Here is a 15,394-nt window from a genome sequence, read left to right on the forward strand (position 1 = left end):
TTGGTGACGGGGTGGGGGAGGGACCCCTGGAGGCCCCTCCCGCCGCCCTTCCCGGCTTAGGCGATGCCTCTCTCCGGCTTTTTTCCACCAGGCCCCAAACCCTCCGAGCTCTGTGTGTGCAAGCCACCTAAGCCAGGAACAGCGCCGCTGGGGCGGGGGCGGGGGGTGGTCCCCCTGGCCTCAGGCGGGCACAACACGCTTGCCCCTGAAGTTCTGCGGGTCGACGAAAGTCCGCGCTTGCGCCTCGCGCTGTCGCTGTTCGGCGTGAAAGGCAGCGACTCGGCGCTCGAACTCGTCGAGGTCGGCAAGCTGGAGGGGGTGGCCCGCCTTGATGACGCCTACGGCGTTCGTCCCCTTGAGGGCTCGGATCTCGTCGACTGTGAGGACGGACAGGACCAGCGGTCTCGTCGCCCGGGCGACGTAGGCGAGGCCGAGGGCGTTCGCCAGGCTGAGCCACACGGACTCGACAGCCTCGACGTCGAGGGTCGCCTTGCGGGCGCCAGCCCAGTGGAACGCCTGGGACGCGCTGAGCGTGGTCGGGTCGGTCCTGTCGAAGTCGAATTGCGGAATGGCTTCGCGCGCGTCGGTGATGGCCTGGCCTGCCTTGTCGACGATGCCCGCCCAGACCTTCATCAGCTCGGGGAAGCCGTCCCTGAGGACGTTCTGGCGGCGTTCGTGCAGCCCGGAGGCCACGAACCGGTCAACGCCGGCCGCGGCAAGCGAGCGGTTCGTCATCGCCAGCCGTACGGCCTCGTCGTCGGCGAGGGGGCGACCGGCGTCGACGGCGTTCATGACGGCGGCACGCAGACCGTCCTGCGTGGGCGCGGTCATGTTGGCCGATCGTGTGGCGGCGACCGTGTCGAGGCCCTTGAGCACCTTCGGGGGCAGCGGCACCCCGAGGCGTCGGTGGGCGTCTTTGAGGTTGTAGATGACGGCGGTGAGCTCTCGGTCGTTGGCGATCATGGTTCTCCTTGGTGGTGGGGTCAGTCGCGCAGTGCGTTGTCGAACAGGGATCGGGTGAAGGCCCGCATGGGGTCACCCGGGTCTTTGGTGTCGGCGCCGTCGGTGGGCGGCGCTGGGTTGTCGTCCTTGGCCTCTCGTTCGCCCTCGGCGGGGTCATCGGTGCCGAACAGGCGACGCAGCCAGGCGCGGTTTTCGTCAGTGGTCATGGGGTTCCTTCCTTCCTGGCCAGGTGTGCCAGCCCTCGACGCCGACGTTCGGCCTCGAGGTCGGCGAACGTGGGGCGGCAGTTGTTGGCCTCGAGCCACGCGAGCAACCCGCGGGCGCGCTTGGCCCGCGAGCGGTTGTCGCGGTGGCCGACGAACAGGAGCTCATCGGGGATGGCGGCGAGTAGGGCGGTGGGAGTCATCGGGTCTTCCGTCTATTGCTGGCCGCCGCGAGCCGGCGGGAGAGGGTGAGGCGGCGCTGGACGGCCTTGGCGCGTCCGTGGATGGCGCGTTCGGCTCGGCAGTCGTCGCAGAGGGCGGGGCGTTCGGTGGCGATGCCGCCGCAGGACTGGCACGTCATGACGCCTCCCGCTCTTGGGGCCATTCGTCTCGCAGCCAGCACGCCTTGCCCGTGCAGGCGTCGACGCCGAGCACCTGCTGTGCGTGGCATGAGCCGGAGGCGCAGCTCTGGAGGTTCTGCCATTCCTCGGTGCAGTCCTCGTGTGGGCATTGGCCGCGGTAGATGCCGTTCGGCACGCCGTGCGGGCAGAGGCTTCCTGCCCCTGTGGGCCGAGTCGGCGGAGCCCCAGCGGAGCCGGTCTCGGCCCCCTGTTCCCTGTCCCTCCCTAGGGGTCGGGACGGGTCGGGACGGGAAGGCGTAACGAGGCTGGTCACGTCACCGTCTCCGTTACGGGTTGCGTTACGAGTAACGGCCTTGCAGAACCTGGGATCGCACTCGGAGTGGTCGCCGCGTTCGTGGCGGGCCTTCCGGTCGCGGTAGCGCTTCTGCTTGGCGGCGTTGAAGTCCTTGCGGGCTCTGACCTGCTCGGCACTCTCCTGGTCGGACCAGTCGACCTGCCAGGCGCGCTCGTCGACCTGCTCGGCGAGGCCGGCGGCGGCGAGCTGCTCGAGGTCACCGCGCCAGTCCTCGGCGTCGGTGTTGCGGGGGATTGCCGCCTCTGGAATGCGCCCGTCGGTGGTGTGCCGGTTGCAGTAGACCGTGAGCTCCAGGAGCAGCAGGCGGGCCGAGCGGGAGAGGTCGAGCACCGCCGGGCGGTCGGGCCAGTCGTCGCCGATACGTGTCCACGTCATGCGGTATCACGCCTCGACGGGTGGCATCCGTCCGGAGAGGAGAACAGCCGACGGGCACGGGCCGGACGTCGGCTCACGGACAGACACGGCTCGTCAGCCCCAGCACCACACCACGAGCACGGGCGCGACGGGGGAGCCGGCAGCCAGCCGCGCCCTCGTCTAATGCCGTCCGCGAGGTCTGCGACCTCGTCCTCAGTGGGTCGCTCCGCGGCAGCACCGACGAGCCGTGTCAGACTGTGGGAGTCGCCAGCCAGTGACTCTCGTCCGCCCTCGGTTCGCCCCCGGGGGCGGACTTCGTGTGTGGGGCCCATGCTCACGCGACGGACACCTCACGCGCCGCGCGCTCCCACGCCTCGACGTCGTCGAGGGCGTACAAGACGCGACGGCCGACCTTGAAGCTCTGCGGACCCTTGCCGACGTGGCGCCAGTAGCGGACAGTCTCGACCGATGTGCGGAAGCGCTCCGCGACCTCTTCCGTCGTCAGATTCCTCGCCATGCCTTCCTCCTGTTCAACGGTGACCCCGCGTGGTTGCGGACCGTCTCCGTTGACAACGATGCATAGTTGAGTGCATAGTTAGCAACATGCCCAACGGTACGGACTGGATAGTTCTGGGAGACCAGGCCGCCCGTCTGCGCGTTTCGCGCGAGTACGTCGTGCTCGAGGATCACTGGATCCCCACGTGGCTGGAGATATCCGTGAACGGTCGGCCGAACGACGGGCCGGACCCAGAAGGCTTCGCGCGCGTGGAGGTGAACCGGAATGGAGTTCCGCGCCTAGTCGAGTTCGCCTTCCGCGCATCGGATCCGGAGTCACAGGGAATCCGACAGGCCGACTTCCGAGAAGTCGAGGTGTCGGCGCTCGTGGAGGAACTGGTGGCCGGGTTTACCTTCCGAGCTCAGCGAGGCCCAGATGGCGAATCAATCGTTGAGCCGCCCCTCGAGGGCTCAGATGCCTACCTCGAGGCTCTCAGGTTCATCGGACGCCGTAGGGCGGGGCGCACCTCTCGCGACATCACGCCGGAACTGCTCGAGCGTGTGGCGCGGGTGTACCGGTCAAACATCGACCGGCACCCCACCAAGGCTGTTGAGCACCATTTTCAGGTCTCCCAGCGCATGGCAGCCGAGTACGTCTCAAGGGCCCGTAAGAGAGGGCTGCTGCCACCGACCAAACGTGGACAGAAGAGGGCATGAGATGGCGAGCATCAAGAAGCGACCTGACGGGAAGTACCGCGCCCGATACCGCGACGCGGCCGGCAAGGAACACGCTCGGCACTTCGGCCGGAAGGTCGACGCGCAGAAGTGGATCGACGCGCAGACCGCGGCCCTCGTGTCCGGGACGCACGTCGACCCCCGCAACGCCCGGATGACCGTGGGGGAGTGGTGCACGCAGTGGCTCGAGGGCTACGCCACCCGCCGAGCCTCGACCGTGCGGCAGGCGAAGGTGCACATCGGGCAGATCGAGAAGGCGTTCGGCCCGGTCCGCCTCGGTGACGTGCGGCCCTCACAAGTGAAGGCGTGGACCGCCGCATTAAAGGCCGAGGGGCTGTCCGACAGCTACGTGTACGCGACCTACCGCCGGTTCGCTCAGATCATGGGCGACGCCGCGCACGACGGTCTCATCCCGCGCTCTCCGTGCAGCCGGCGCACCTCGCCCGGGCAAGGCTCCCAGCGGCCCTACGTCGCGACCACGGATCAGGTGTGGGCGCTCCACGACGCCGTCGACGAGGACTTCCGACCGGCGATCCTGCTCGGGGCGTTCGCGGGACTCCGCACGTCCGAGGTGAGCGCGCTGCGCGTCGAGGACGTCGACTTCATGCGGGGCGTGGTCTCACCCGAGGTGCAGTGGCCGTCCGAGCCGCTGAAGTCTGAGACGTCGCGGACGCCGGTGCCGATCCCGCAGGAGCTCGCACTGACGCTGTCATCGGCTGTGGCCCGTCACGGGGGCGCCACGGTGGTCGCTGACCTCGCCGGGCGACCTCTCGGCCCGTGGGCGCTCGAGCGGGCCGTACGCCGTGCCAGGAAGCGTGTGGAGGGGATGCCCGAGGGCTTCCGTTTCCACGACCTGCGGCACTACTTCGCGTCGCTGCTCATCGGCTCGGGCGCGGACGTGAAGGTCGTCCAGCGCCGGCTTCGGCACGCGAGCGCGATGACCACGCTCAACACCTACGGGCACATGTGGCCCGACGCAGACGAGTCCGCCCGCGCTGCCGTTGCGAAGGTGCTGGCAGCACGGGCGGACTCGGTGACCGATCGAGTTGCGGACTAGCCGCGGACTAGGAGACTCATCACCCAGAGAACTCGCAGGTCAGAGGGGGTGCGAGGATCAGATGTCGAAGTACATCTCGAACTCGTGCGGGTGCGGACGGAAGCGGATCGGGTCCACCTCGTTGACCCGCTTGTAGTCGATCCACGCGGCGACGAGGTCCTCGGTGAAGACGTCGCCCTCCAGGAGGAACTCGTGGTCGGCCTCGAGGGCGTCGAGCACGGCCGGCAGCGAGGCCGGGACCTGGGCGATGTTCTCGATCTCCTCCGGCGGCAGCTCGTAGAGGTCCTTGTCCACCGGCTCCGGCGGCTCGATCCGGTTCTTGATGCCGTCCAGGCCCGCCATGAGCTGCGCGGCGAAGCACAGGTAGGGGTTGGACGACGGGTCCGGGACGCGGAACTCGATGCGCTTGGCCTTGGGGCTGTCACCCGTGATGGGGATCCGCACGCAGGCGGAGCGGTTGCGCGCCGAGTACACGAGGTTGACCGGGGCCTCGTAGCCCGGGACGAGACGGTGGTAGCTGTTCATCGTCGGGTTCGTGAAGGCGAGCAGCGCCGGGGCGTGCCGGAGCAGGCCGCCGATGTACCAGCGCGCGATGTCGGACAGGCCGCCGTAGCCGCGCTCGTCGTAGAAGAGCGGCTCGCCGTCCTTCCAGAGCGACTGGTGGGTGTGCATGCCCGAGCCGTTGTCGCCGAAGATCGGCTTCGGCATGAAGGTCGCGGTCTTGCCGCCCTCCCACACCGTGTTCTTGACGACGTACTTGAACTTCATCATGTCGTCGCCGGAGAGCAGGAGGGTGTTGAACTTGTAGTTGATCTCCTGCTGGCCCGCGGTCCCGACCTCGTGGTGGCTGCGCTCGACGTCGATGCCGACCTTGGCGAGGTTGAGGCAGATCTTGTCGCGGGTGTCGGCGAAGTGGTCGACCGGCGGGACGGGGAAGTAGCCACCCTTGTAGCGGGTCTTGTACCCGCGGTTGCCGCCCTCCTCGGCGCGCCCGGTGTTCCAGGCGGCCTCGACCGAGTCGATGAAGTAGTAGCCGCAGCTCTGCTTCGTCTCGAAGCGGACGTCGTCGAAGACGTAGAACTCGGCCTCGGCACCGAAGAAGGCCGTGTCGGCGATCCCCGTGGACTTCAGGTACGCCTCCGCCTTGGCCGCGATGTTGCGCGGGTCGCGGGCGTAGGGCTCACCGGTGAAGGGGTCGACGATGCTGAAGTTCATGATGAGCGTCTTCTCGGCCCGGAACGGGTCGAGGTAGGCCGTCGTGGGGTCCGGGATGAGCTTCATGTCGGACTCGTGGATGGCCTGGAAGCCGCGGATCGAGGACCCGTCGAACATCTGGCCGTTCGTGAAGAAGTCCTTGTCGACCGTGTGGGCCGGCACGTTGAAGTGCTGCATGATCCCCGGAAGGTCGCAGAACCGGATGTCGACGAACTTCACGTCCTCTTTCTCGATGTACGAGAGGACCTCGTCAGCGGAGCTGAACAATGCTGAACCTCCTGGTTCGGTGCAAGGGGCTGTCGGGCCCAGCCCTGAGGCATTGGCGTTGAACCTAGGTGCGAGCGGTTTCCCACTGGTGACCCGGGTGTTTCACGGGTGTAACGCACAGCACCGTATCAACACGTGGGACGCCGCGCCCGAGGCGTGGACCGGCGGGTCGGGCCCGTACCCTGGGCTCCGTGCCGACCGCCGACCGCTCGCAGGACGCCTCCGACGCCCCGGCCGAGGCCGGTCCCGGCCGTCGCCTGCTGGCCTTCGTCGTCGACTGGCTGCTGTGCGTCCTCGTGACGTTCCTCCTCCTGCCCTACGACCTCGTCCTCGACGGGCAGGAGCCGGACCTGCTGCTCGGTATCCCCGAGAGCTCGTGGGCCGTCCTCGGGGTCTTCTTCGCGCTCAACGTCGTCCTCGTCGGGCTCACCGGGTCGACGGTGGGCCACCGGCTGGTCGGCCTGCAGGTCTGGCAGGTCAGGCCCGGCCCGTTCCTGCTCCAGGCGGTCGTGCGCGCGGCGCTCGTCTGCCTCGTCGTCCCCGCCCTCGTCCCGTCTGGGGACGGACGCCAGCTGCACGACTCGCTCGCCGGCACCCGCATCCTCCGGCCGCGCCCGTCGGTGTCCTGACCGACAGCCCGGAGCCTTCGCCGCTCCAACCCAGGATGTGACCCGGGCCATACTCCTATCGCTTGTAGTACTACGTCTTGTAGTAGCACAATGGAGGTGCCGGGGAACCCGCCCCGAGCACGTCGAGCAGGAGGGCTCGCCATGACCGGCACCACCGCCACCGCCACCACCCCGACCCCCACCGAGGACGCCGGCCGCCGTCCCGCGGGCCGCGGCTTCACCCGGATCGCCGGATGGGTCGTCGCCCTCGTCGGCGCCGTCATGCTCGTCGGCGGGGCCACCACCTGGGGTCTCGTCCAGAGCCAGCTGGCCGCGGAGAACATCACCGTCGCCGAGGACGCCCGCTGGTTCGCCGGGGACGCCGTCGACGGTCCCCTCACCGCCTTCTCGCAGGCGGACATCATCAACCACCACTCGCTCGAGATGTCCGGCGGCCTCACCTACGCCGAGCTGGACCGGGAGGACCCGCTGCGGGCGACGGTGATGAACGGCTCCTTCCTGCGGGCCTCGCTCTTCACCTCGGTCCTCGCCTTCGGCGTCAGCCTCATGGCGATGGGCGTCGGGGCCACGCAGGTCCTCGTCGGGACCGTTCTGGCCCGGCGCGGCTCGGCCGGCTGACGGCCGGGCGAGCACGACGCGGCCCCCGGCACCTGCAGGTGCCGGGGGCCGACTCGCGCGCCCGTGGGGTCAGCGGCCGCGCATCGCCTTGCGGTCCATCCGCGCCTTCGTCGGGTCGACGCCCTTGGGGATCGGGGGTCGCAGCCCACCGAGCGAGGTGAGCCGCTTGTTGACGACGGACACCTCGGCCTTGCTCAGCTGCGGCCGCATCCGGGTGAGCCGGCTCGCGAGCTTGCGGATCGGGACCTCGTCGTCGCCGTCGCCGACGACCCACAGGTGGATCGGGACGCCGGGGGCCACCCGCGCGACCTTCTTCTCCTCCTGCTTGAGCATCTTGCGGACGCGCCCGACCGGACCCTCACCGATGAGGACGACGCCGGGGCGGCCGAGCGCCCGGAAGACCATCGCCGCGCCCACCATGTCCTGGGGTCGGGTGCCGCGGGCGCCGTCGATGGCGACCGGCTCCTGGGAGGTGTACCAGCCGCGCTTGCCGAGGTTGCCGATGGCGGCACCGGTGGCACCGGTCTTGCCCTCGAGCGCGCCGTACATCGCCTTGTTGCCGCGGCGGTTCATGACGATCGTCGCGGCGAGCGCCGCGGTCGGGACCGCGACGAGCAGGCCGTACCAGCGCCACCAGCCGCCGATGAGGAAGCCGACGGCGACGACGACCGCCGCGACGGCGAGGGCCACGCCCAGCATCCAGCGCCCGAGCGCGGGGTCGAGGGACTTGAGGGCGGTGTACGCCTGCCGGATCTCGGCGACGCGTCCGGTCTTCTTCGGCTGGTCCGACACGGGGGTCAGTGCTCCTGGGGTACTCGCGGCGTCCGCGGGCGACGCGGACGGGGGCACCTCAGGATACGGCGCGGCGGGCCTTCGCCACCAACGACGCGGCCTCCTGGCGCGCGGGGTCGGCGGCGGCCTGCTCGAGGTGGGACAGGTGCTCGGGGATCGGGCGGCCCCAGCGCTTCATCGCCGTCGCCCACAGCCGGCCCGCGCGGTAGGACGAGCGCACGAGCGGCCCGGCCATGACGCCCTTGAAGCCGACCTCCTCGGCGACCTCGGACCAGTGGACGAACTCCTCGGGCTTGACCCACCGGTCGATCGGGTGGTGCATCGGCGAGGGGCGCAGGTACTGGGTGATCGTGAGGATGTCGCAGCCGGCGTCGTGCAGGTCGCGGATGGCGCCCTCGACCTCGTGGTCCTCCTCGCCCATCCCGAGGATGAGGTTGGACTTCGTGACGAGACCGGCCTCGCGGGCCATCGAGAGGACCGCGAGGGACTTCTCGTAGGTGAACGCGGGGCGGATCCGACGGAAGATCCGCGGGACGGTCTCGAGGTTGTGCGCGAACACCTCGGGTCGGGCGTCGAAGACCTGCGAGACGAGCTCGGGCCTGGCGCCGAAGTCAGGGGGCAGGATCTCGACGCCGGTGTTCGGGTTGAGCGCGTGGATCTGGCGGATCGTCTCGGCGTAGAGGCCGGCGGCGCCGTCGGCGCGGTCGTCGCGGGCGACACCGGTCACGGTGGCGTAGCGCAGGCCCATCGTCGCGACGGACTCGGCGACCTTGCGGGGCTCGTCCGGGTCGAGCGGCTGCGGGCGGCCCGTGGCGATGTCGCAGAAGTCGCACCGCCGCGTGCAGGTGTCACCGCCGATGAGGAAGGTGGCCTCGCGGTCCTCCCAGCACTCGAAGATGTTGGGACAGCCGGCCTCCTGGCACACGGTGTGCAGGCCCTGGCCCTTCACCATGGAGTGGATCTGGGTGTACTCCGGCCCCATCTTGGCCGTGGTGCGGATCCACTCCGGCTTGCGCTCGATGGGGGTCTCGGCGTTGCGCGCCTCGACCCGGAGCAGACGGCGTCCCTCGGGTGCGACAGTCACCCCTCCAGGGTACGCCCGTGGTCCGACGGTCCCCGAACCGGCGGGGGTCGGTCAGCCGCCGGTCAGCACGTCGACGAGGTGCTTCTCGGCGTACGGCAGGACGTCCTGGACGCTGACGACGTGGCCGGCCTCACGGGTGAGCGAGGACACGCCGGCGTCGGCGATGCCGCACGGGACGATCGGGTCGGCCCACCCGAGGTCCGCGTCGCAGTTGAGCGCGAAGCCGTGCATCGTCACCCGCTTGCTGACCCGCACGCCGATCGCGCCGAGCTTGCGGTCGGGCCCCCGCTCGTCGGCGAGGACCCACACGCCGCTGCGGCCCTCGACCCGCACGGTCTCGACGCCGAACTCGCGGCAGACGCGCATCATGACGTCCTCGAGCCGCCGCACGTGGGCGACGACGTCGATCGGCACCTCGGGCAGCCGGACGATCGGGTAGCCGACGAGCTGCCCCGGGCCGTGCCAGGTGATCTTGCCCCCGCGGTCGACGTCGACGACGGGCGTGCCGTCGGTCGGGCGCTCGTGCGGCTCGGTCCGCTTGCCGGCGGTGTAGACGGCATAGTGCTCGAGGAGCAGCACCGTGTCCTCGAGGGTCCCGTCCGCGACCTGCGCGTGCACCCGGCGCTGGGTCTCCCACGCCTCCTCGTAGTCGACGAGGTCGGGAGCGAAGCCCAGGTGCACGATGCGCATGGCCCCACGGTACGCCGGGGCGTCGGACCGACCGTGCGGCGGCCGCTCTCAGGTCTCTCTTAGGCTGCTCCCATGACGGACACCTCCGAGCGGCCGGCGCGCGCCGCCCGCCGCCCCCGACCGGTCCTCGTCGGCGCGGTCGTCGTCGTCCTCCTCTGGCTCGTCGTCGGCGCCGTCGGCGGGCAGGTCCAGGGTCAGCTCTCCGGGGTGCAGGAGAACGACAACGCCTCGTTCCTGCCCAAGGACAGCGAGTCGACGCGGGTGTCGGAGGTCGTGGCCCGGTTCAGCGACAGCACCGAGCTGCCCTACCTCGTCGTCGTCGAGCGGGCCGACGGCGGGCAGCTGACCGCCGAGGACAACGCGGCGCTCCAGGAGTTCGTCGCCGACGTGCCGGGCCTGGAGCTGCCGGAGATCGGCGGCACCCTCGGGGACTACCTCGTCGGCGGGACCCCGATCGTCCCCGTGCCCTCCCAGGACGGCGAGGCGGCCCTGGTCGCCGTGCCCCTCGACGGGGAGCGCGGCAGCGAGGCCGAGGGGGAGACGACGCCGCTCGCCGTCGGCGCGGAGGTGCTGCGCGAGGAGGTCGCGGACGTCCTCGAGCCGGCGGGGCTCCAGGCGTCGGTGGGCGGTCCGGGCGGGCTCATCGCCGACTTCTCCGAGGCGTTCGCGGGCATCGACGGCCTGCTGCTCCTCGTCGCCCTCTCGGTCGTCCTCGTCATCCTCCTCGTCGTCTACCGCAGCCCCGTCCTGCCCGTCGCCGTGCTGCTCAGCGCCGTCCTCGGGCTGAGCGCGGCCTCGCTCGTCGTCTACCAGCTCGCGACCGCCGACGTCATCACCCTCTCCGGGCAGTCCCAGGGCATCCTGTTCATCCTCGTCGTCGGCGCCGCCACCGACTACGCGCTGCTGCTCGTCAGCCGGTTCCGCGAGGAGCTGCACGACGAGCCGAGCTCGTGGGTGGCCCTCAAGCGGGCCTGGCGCGGGACCGTCGAGCCGGTCACCGCCTCGGCCGCGACCGTCATCCTCGGGCTGCTCTGCCTCCTGCTCGCCCAGCTGCAGAGCACCTCCGGGCTCGGGCCCGTGGGGGCGCTCGGCATCGCGGGTGCGCTGCTCGCCTCGCTCACCTTCCTGCCGGCCGTCCTGCTCATCTTCGGCCGTGCCGCCTTCTGGCCCTTCGCCCCGAAGATCGACCACGTGCACGCCGAGGACGCCGTCGGGTCCCGCACCCTGTGGGGCCGCGTCGCCGGGCTCGTCGAGCGGCGTCCGCGGCGGGTCTGGGCCGGCACGCTCCTCGTCCTGCTCGGTGCGGCCGCGTTCGTCCCGCAGTTCGAGGCCGGCGGGGCGACGATCGAGGAGACCTTCCTGTCCGACACCGACGCCGTCGTGGCCCAGCGGGTGCTCGCCGAGCACTTCCCCGGCGGGTCCGCGACCCCGCTCCAGGTCGTCGTCCCCGAGGACGAGGCGCAGGTGGCGCTGCAGACCGTCACCGACGACGAGGGCATCGAGAGCGCCTTCCTCGGGGTGCAGCCGCCGACGCCGGACGCCCCCGCGCAGCCGCCGCCCGTCGTCGACGGGATGGTCCTGCTGCAGGCGACGACGACCGACGCCTCGGACAGCCAGGGCGCCGAGGACACCGTCGAGCGGCTGCGCGCCGAGCTCGACGACGTGAGCACCGACGCCCTCGTCGGCGGCCAGGCGGCGACGAACCTCGACGTCCTCGACGCGAGCACCCGCGACCTCACGGTCATCGTCCCCACCGTGCTCGCGGTCATCTTCGTCGTCCTCGCGCTGCTCCTGCGCTCGCTGCTCGCCCCGTTCCTCCTCGTCGTCGCCAACGTCGTCTCCTTCGGCGCGACGATCGGGGTGTCCGCGCTCGTGTTCGAGCACGTGCTCGGCTTCACCGGCGGTGACCCGGCGATCCCCCTCTACGGCTTCGTCTTCCTCGTCGCGCTGGGCATCGACTACTCGATATTCCTCATGACCCGCGTGCGCGAGGAGTCCATCGTCCGCGGGACGAGACCGGGCATCCTCGTCGGGCTCGCGGTCACCGGTGGGGTCATCACGAGCGCCGGGATCGTGCTCGCGGCGACCTTCTCGGCGCTGTCGGTCCTGCCGCTCGTCTTCCTCGTGCAGATCGCCTTCATCGTCGCCTTCGGCGTCCTGCTCGACACCTTCGTCGTCCGCTCGCTCGTCGTCCCGGCGATGTCCTACGACATCGGGCCGCGGGTGTGGTGGCCCGCGCGGCTCGTCGCCGACGGCGGGGACTCCGGGCCGGGCCGGCACGCGGCGGGGGCCCACCCGGACCCGGCGGCGGTGGACAGGACCGACTGAGCGGCAGGGCCCCGAGCCGACCGTGCGGTCGGGCGACCGGGCGGCTCAGAGCCGACGGGGGTCGATGCGCTCCTCGCGGACCTCGTCGCCGACCCGCTCGACGACGTAGGCGCCCTTGCCGTCCCGCTCGCTCACGGCCTCGACGAGGTCCGTCCCGTGGTAGACGAGGCCGACCCCGTCGTCGGTGCAGTGGGTGACCGGGAGCGTCCCCTCGCCGACGAGGGAGTGGACGAGCGGCCGGCGCCGGGACTCGGAGTCGTAGTGGACGCCGTTGCCGTACGGCAGGAGGGCCAGCCCGTTCGTCACGGCGCGCAGCTCCGGCCCGAAGGAGTCGGTCGTCCCGCCGCGGTACCAGCAGATCGACCCGGCCGACACCCCGGAGAGGACGACCCCCGCCTCCCACGCGTCGCGCATCGCCGGACGCAGGTCGTGGACGTCCCACACGGCGAGCAGGTTCGCGACCGAGCCGCCGTTGACCCAGACCACGTCCTGCTCGAGGAGGTGCGCGGGCACGTCGTCGAGGTTCGGCATGGGGAAGAGGTCGAGGACGGTGACGTCGAAGCCGGCGAGCCGCCCGGCCTCCATCGCCTCGTAGGAGAACCACCGGGGGTCCCCGCTCGCCGTGCCGACGAAGGTGACCCGGGGCCGGCGGCCGTGGGCACCCGAGAGGTCGACGGCGTGGTGGACGAGGGCGTCGAACTCGATACGGGTCCGCTCACCCATCCGGTAGCCGCCGGAGGTCGCGAGGATCGTGGGCTGGTCGGCAGGCATGGCGCCCACCCTAGGACCCCTGTGGAAAACCCCGCGGCCCGGTGGGCGCGATCGGCCAGCCTGGAGGGGTGAGCGCGACGACCCCGACCCCGCAGGTCCCCGGCTTCGAGCTCGGGAGCGTCCTCGGCCGGGGCGCGACGAGCGAGGTGTGGGAGGCCGCCCGGGTCGCCGACGGGCGCCGGGTCGCCGTCAAGGTCTGCGCGGCCGACGCCGAGGTGGCGGCGGCCGCGGTCCGTGAGGCGACGGTCTCCGCGCGGGTCGCGGCCGAGCACCTGCTCGTCGTCGAGGCGTGCGTCCCGCTCCAGGACGGGCGGACCGCGCTCGTCATGCCGCTCCAGCGGGGCGGCAGCCTCGCGCGCCTCGTCGGGGCGCGGGGGCATCTCACGCCGGGCGAGGTCGTCACCGTCCTCGCCCCCGTGGCCGCGACGCTCGGGCGGCTGCACGCGGCCGGGGTCGTCCACGGCGACGTCTCGCCGGGCAACGTCCTGCTCGACCTCGACGGCCGTCCGGTGCTCGCGGACCTCGGGCTCGGGCGGGCCCTCGGGGAGGCGCCGACGGCGGTCTGGGGCACCGAGGGTCACCTGGCCCCCGAGGTGCTGCTCGGGGGCGACGTCTCGGCGGCCTCCGACGTCTACGCCCTCGGCGCACTCGGGTGGCTGTGCCTCAGCGGGGCCGTGCCGGGGGCTCCGGGGCTGCGGCGGCCGCTCGCGGAGACCGTGCGAGGGGGGCCCGAGGTCGCCGGGCTCCTCGCCCTCGTCGAGTCGGCAGTCGTCGGGTCCGCGGCCGATCGCCCGGACGCCGACGCGTTCGCGGCCGCCCTGTTCGACGCGGCGCCCGCGCAGCCGTTGCACCTCGTCGACGGCGACGACGAGGTGACGAGCGTGACGTACCGGCTGCGGGCGGCGGCGGGGGAGCGGCCGTCCGGGACGGGGGAGCCGGAGGGGGTGCCGCGACGGAGGGGGCGGCGTCCCCTGCCACGGCCCTCCCGTCCCGTGCTGCCGGGCCTGCCCCGGCTCCCGGCGCTGTGGGTGGCGGCGCGGGCCCGCGGACGGCTCGCCGCGGTGACCCTCGCCGCCGCGGCGGTCCTCGGGTTGGGCTCGGCGGGGTGGGCGGCGGTCGTCGGCGAGGGCACGGGGACGAGGGGCCCGGCGACGGTCGTCGGCGAGGACCCGGGCACGAGCCGGACGGCGTCGCCCGGGCCCGGCCCGGCGACGGCGCCCGACCCGGCGATGGTGCCCGACGCCCCGAGCACCGATCCCACCGGCCTCCTGCGGCACCTCGCCGCGGCGCGGGCACGGGCCTGGACCACCGGTGACGCGGCGGCGCTGGACGCGGCCCTCGCGCCGGGACCGCTCCGGCAGCGGGACGAGGACGGGCTGCGCTCCCTCGCGGAGGCAGGGACCCGGCTCGAGGGGCTGTCGTACTCCGTGGCCGGGGTCCGGGTCGTGTCGGCGGGCGAGGACCGAGCGGTGCTGCGCGCCCGTCTCGGGACGAGCGGCTACACCGTGGTGGGCTCTACGGACGAGGAGACGGTACGGAGGACGGAGGCCGTCGTGGCCGACGTCGTCGTCGACCTCGTGCGGACCGGGGACGGTTGGCGCGTCGTGGAGGTCCGGGACGAGGAGTGACGGCCGGTCCCCGGAGGGCGCCGAGCGAGGCGCGTCAGACGAGCGCGCGGACGGCGGCGTCGACGTCGGCGTGCGTGAAGCCGAACCCGGACTCCTGCAGCGCCACCCCGACGATGCGCTGGCTCGCGAGGATCTCCCCGGCGAACTCCCCGACGGCCAGGTGCAGCGCGAACGACGGGGCGGGCAGGACGGCGGGGCGGCCGAGGGCGCGCCCGACGGCGGCCGCGACCTCCTTCTGCGGCACCGGAGCGGGGGCCGTGAGGTTGACCGGCCCCGTGACCTCCGGGTGGTCGAGGAGGTGCACGAGGGCCCGGACCTCGTCCTCCAGCGTGATCCACGGCCAGTACTGCCGCCCGGACCCCAGCGGGCCGGCGAGGCCGAAGCGGCCGAGGCGGACGAGCGGCTGGAGCGCGCCGCCGTCGGCGGTGAGGACGAGCCCGGTGCGCGCGAAGGCCACCGAGGCACCGGCGTCGACGGCCGGCTGCGTCGCGGCCTCCCACGCCAGGACGACGTCGGCGAGGAAGGTGTCGGCCGGGGCCGAGGCCTCGGTCAGCTCCTCGTCGCCCCGGTCGCCGTAGACGCCGACGGCCGACCCGGACACGAGCCGGACCGGGTGGTCGCAGGCGGCGACGGCCTCGGCCACCGCGGTCGTGCTGTCGACCCGCGAGGCGAGGATCTCCCGCTTGTACGACGGCGTCCAGCGCTTGTCGCCGACCCCGGCGCCCGCGAGGTTGACGACGGCGTCGACCCCGTCGAGCACGGCGGGGTCGAGATGCCGTGAGGAGGGGTCCCAGCGCACCTCGTCGGGGCCGGAGGGCTCCCGGCGGACCAGACGGACCACCTCGTCG

General features: G+C 72.1%; 17 protein-coding genes. 6 read left to right on the forward strand and 11 right to left on the reverse strand.

The window, feature by feature from the left end; all coding sequences use genetic code 11:
* Nucleotides 1-180 precede the first annotated feature (180 nt).
* From KC207_RS14220 to KC207_RS14240, 5 genes are all read right to left on the reverse strand, one after another.
* A complete protein-coding gene (locus KC207_RS14220) occupies nt 181-963 on the reverse strand; it encodes a hypothetical protein (RefSeq protein WP_211603969.1) in 783 nt (260 codons plus the stop codon).
* Between the two features lie 20 nt (nt 964-983).
* The gene (locus KC207_RS14225) at nt 984-1,169 is read right to left on the reverse strand and encodes a hypothetical protein (protein ID WP_211603970.1); all 186 of its coding nucleotides are present in this window, start codon (nt 1,167-1,169) and stop codon (nt 984-986) included.
* On the reverse strand, nt 1,166-1,369 hold the full coding sequence (locus KC207_RS14230) for a hypothetical protein (RefSeq protein ID WP_211603971.1): 204 nt from the start codon (nt 1,367-1,369) through the stop codon (nt 1,166-1,168). Before KC207_RS14230 ends, KC207_RS14225 begins: the two co-directional genes overlap by 4 nt.
* A gap of 154 nt (nt 1,370-1,523) precedes the next feature.
* On the reverse strand, nt 1,524-2,258 hold the full coding sequence (locus KC207_RS14235) for a hypothetical protein (protein WP_211603972.1): 735 nt from the start codon (nt 2,256-2,258) through the stop codon (nt 1,524-1,526).
* 313 nt (nt 2,259-2,571) lie between these two features.
* A complete protein-coding gene (locus KC207_RS14240; RefSeq protein WP_211603973.1) occupies nt 2,572-2,754 on the reverse strand; it encodes a helix-turn-helix transcriptional regulator in 183 nt (60 codons plus the stop codon).
* An 86-nt stretch (nt 2,755-2,840) separates the two neighbouring features.
* On the opposite strand from KC207_RS14240, the gene KC207_RS14245 reads away from it, so the two are divergent.
* Nucleotides 2,841-3,449 carry a hypothetical protein gene (locus KC207_RS14245; RefSeq protein WP_211603974.1) on the forward strand — a complete coding sequence of 203 codons (609 nt, stop codon included), beginning with the start codon at nt 2,841-2,843 and terminating at the stop codon, nt 3,447-3,449.
* 1 nt (nt 3,450) lies between these two features.
* Entirely contained in the window at nt 3,451-4,524 is a 1,074-nt protein-coding gene (locus tag KC207_RS14250; protein WP_211603975.1) for a site-specific integrase, read from the forward strand.
* Between the two features lie 57 nt (nt 4,525-4,581).
* Here KC207_RS14250 and glnA read toward each other — a convergent pair whose 3' ends face one another.
* Complete coding sequence (gene glnA, locus KC207_RS14255) at nt 4,582-6,006, reverse strand: type I glutamate--ammonia ligase (RefSeq protein ID WP_211603976.1); 1,425 nt, start codon at nt 6,004-6,006, stop codon at nt 4,582-4,584.
* Nucleotides 6,007-6,197: 191 nt separating this feature from the next.
* Here glnA and KC207_RS14260 point away from each other — a divergent pair, with 191 nt between their 5' ends.
* On the forward strand, nt 6,198-6,635 hold the full coding sequence (locus KC207_RS14260) for an RDD family protein (protein WP_211603977.1): 438 nt from the start codon (nt 6,198-6,200) through the stop codon (nt 6,633-6,635).
* A gap of 141 nt (nt 6,636-6,776) precedes the next feature.
* A complete protein-coding gene (locus tag KC207_RS14265) occupies nt 6,777-7,253 on the forward strand; it encodes an aromatic ring-opening dioxygenase LigA (protein WP_249138756.1) in 477 nt (158 codons plus the stop codon).
* Nucleotides 7,254-7,322: 69 nt separating this feature from the next.
* On the opposite strand, the gene KC207_RS14270 is transcribed toward KC207_RS14265, so the two are convergent.
* From KC207_RS14270 to lipB, 3 genes are read right to left on the reverse strand one after another with little or no spacing between them, the layout of a single operon-like run.
* Nucleotides 7,323-8,045 carry a DUF4191 domain-containing protein gene (locus KC207_RS14270; protein WP_249138757.1) on the reverse strand — a complete coding sequence of 241 codons (723 nt, stop codon included), beginning with the start codon at nt 8,043-8,045 and terminating at the stop codon, nt 7,323-7,325.
* A 58-nt stretch (nt 8,046-8,103) separates the two neighbouring features.
* Nucleotides 8,104-9,129: a lipoyl synthase gene (lipA, locus tag KC207_RS14275; RefSeq protein WP_211603978.1), complete on the reverse strand. Its 1,026-nt coding sequence runs from the start codon at nt 9,127-9,129 to the stop codon at nt 8,104-8,106.
* Between the two features lie 51 nt (nt 9,130-9,180).
* On the reverse strand, nt 9,181-9,819 hold the full coding sequence (lipB, locus tag KC207_RS14280) for a lipoyl(octanoyl) transferase LipB (protein WP_211603979.1): 639 nt from the start codon (nt 9,817-9,819) through the stop codon (nt 9,181-9,183).
* Between the two features lie 72 nt (nt 9,820-9,891).
* Between lipB and KC207_RS14285 the strand changes: the two genes are divergently transcribed.
* Nucleotides 9,892-12,147: an MMPL family transporter gene (locus KC207_RS14285; RefSeq protein ID WP_211603980.1), complete on the forward strand. Its 2,256-nt coding sequence runs from the start codon at nt 9,892-9,894 to the stop codon at nt 12,145-12,147.
* 45 nt (nt 12,148-12,192) lie between these two features.
* Here KC207_RS14285 and KC207_RS14290 read toward each other — a convergent pair whose 3' ends face one another.
* Entirely contained in the window at nt 12,193-12,918 is a 726-nt protein-coding gene (locus tag KC207_RS14290) for a Type 1 glutamine amidotransferase-like domain-containing protein (protein ID WP_211603981.1), read from the reverse strand.
* A gap of 68 nt (nt 12,919-12,986) precedes the next feature.
* On the opposite strand from KC207_RS14290, the gene KC207_RS14295 reads away from it, so the two are divergent.
* The gene (locus KC207_RS14295; RefSeq protein ID WP_211603982.1) at nt 12,987-14,546 is read left to right on the forward strand and encodes a protein kinase domain-containing protein; all 1,560 of its coding nucleotides are present in this window, start codon (nt 12,987-12,989) and stop codon (nt 14,544-14,546) included.
* Between the two features lie 34 nt (nt 14,547-14,580).
* Here KC207_RS14295 and KC207_RS14300 read toward each other — a convergent pair.
* On the reverse strand, nt 14,581-15,394 hold an 814-nt coding region (locus KC207_RS14300; RefSeq protein WP_211603983.1), incomplete at its 5' end, for a TIGR01777 family oxidoreductase.

Origin of the sequence: Phycicoccus avicenniae, from assembly GCF_018139485.1 — a bacterium.
GTDB classification, from domain to species: Bacteria; Actinomycetota; Actinomycetes; order Actinomycetales; family Dermatophilaceae; genus Phycicoccus; species Phycicoccus avicenniae.